We start from the raw sequence: 1,673 nt of genomic DNA, 5'->3' as shown, positions 1-1,673 counted from the left end.
TAAAAAACCGTTATGGGTTGGCACCCGCTTGTAGGTACAGAAACCCGACGGCGCCCTATACTCAGCTTGGGTGCCAGGGGCGCAGCCGTTGGCTTTTTGGTGGTCGACCCCGTTAAAAAACGTGGCTCGGGTGGCGTTCTGGACTTGAAAGTGGCGACACCGTTTGAGGTGATCCCGGTTAGGAAGGTAGATGTTATCAACGCCACCTCCTCTGGCCCTTCCGTCATTTACGGTTGCTGAGGAGATGCTGTCATGGCTCGTCAATCCTCCCGTTCCACGCATCAACGGGACAAGCTACAAGTCGTCCACCCTAATGCCGCAGCGATAGATATTGGTTCACGTTTTCATGTTGTAGCGATCCCCCCTGATCGGGATCCGCAACCGGTACGACGTTTTGATACCTTTACGGGCGATTTGCGTCGCCTAGCTGATTGGTTAGCGGAAAAGAACATCGTGACCATCGCAATGGAATCGACAGGGGTGTATTGGATCCCCGTTTACGAACTCTTGGAAGAACGCGGTTTTGACGTGATTTTGGTCAATGCCCGTGAGGCCAAGAATGTCCCAGGGCGTAAGACAGATATCAACGATGCACAGTGGCTGCAACGCTTGCATTCCTATGGCCTGCTACGTGGCAGCTTTCGTCCGACTCAAGAGCTTGCCAGTCTACGAGCGTTACTACGCCAGCGGGAACGGTTACTGGAATATTGTGCCTCTCATATTCAGCATATGCAGAAAGCATTGATGGAGATGAACTTGCAACTTCATCATGTTGTGTCCGATATCACCGGTAAAACAGGGATGCGGATTCTGCGCGCTATTGCCCAGGGGCAGCATGACTCCGTTGTACTAGCCTCCTTTCGTGATCCGCGCTGTAAAGCCAGCGAGGAAACAATTCGTCAAAGCTTGGAGGGCCACTACCGCGAGGAACATCTACTCGCACTGCGTCAGTCTCTCTCCTTGTACGACACCTACCATGAGCATGTCGCCGAATGCGATCAGTTTATTGAAGCGACTCTCAAACGGCTTTCACTTGCAACGCCAATGCCGGAAAGCTCGCTGCCTGCCGCTCGGCATCGGGATGCCAACCCTAATGCACCGGCATTCGATGTACGCAGTGCTCTATTTCAGGTGCTGGGCATTGACCTAACCCAGATTCATGGTCTTGGTCCCTACTTGGTACTCAAGCTAATTAGCGAGTGTGGCACCGATATGAGTCGCTGGCCCACGGTCAAGCACTTTACCTCTTGGCTAGCGTTGTCACCGGGAAGCAAGATTTCTGGTGGCAAAGTGCTATCGTCAAGAACCCGACGAACCAAGAATCGAGCAGCTGCCTTGCTGCGTCTGGCGGCTACCACGATTGGGCGCTCTCAAACAGGCCTTGGTGCTTTTTACCGCCGATTGGCGAGTCGCCTAGGCAAGGCCAAAGCTGTCACTGCGACAGCAAGGAAAATTGCCGTTTTATTCTACAACGTCCTGCGCTACGGCTGGGTTTATCAAGACCCTGGTGCTGACTACTATGAGGAACGCTACCATCAACGTATTGTTCGCAACTTACAACGCCGTGCGCAATCATTAGGCTTTGAATTGTCCCCAATATCAGACCCCGGTCAACGGGTTTCTTAGGAAGGCTACCGCTCTCTTGATGTCGGACTCCCTGAACACTTCTCGCT

Annotated in this window: 1 protein-coding gene; it reads left to right on the top strand. The window is 53.0% G+C overall.

Features of this window, described 5'->3' with window-relative positions; genetic code table 11:
• Positions 1 to 252: 252 nt before the first annotated feature.
• Positions 253 to 1,626: an IS110 family transposase gene (locus tag MLE19_RS22755; RefSeq protein ID WP_240720605.1), complete on the top strand. Its 1,374-nt coding sequence runs from the start codon at positions 253 to 255 to the stop codon at positions 1,624 to 1,626.
• Positions 1,627 to 1,673: the final 47 nt, after the last annotated feature.

It is taken from the genome of Vreelandella neptunia (assembly GCF_022489065.1).
Classification (GTDB): domain Bacteria; phylum Pseudomonadota; class Gammaproteobacteria; order Pseudomonadales; family Halomonadaceae; genus Vreelandella; species Vreelandella neptunia_A.
The sequence above is the reverse complement of the archived record's forward strand: the minus strand, read 5'-3'. Positions and strand labels throughout refer to the sequence as shown.

Coding starts and splice junctions, on each gene's coding strand:
- MLE19_RS22755 (WP_240720605.1), top strand. CDS start 253: ATGGCTCGTCAATCCTCCCGTTCCACGCATCAACGGGACAAGCTACAA.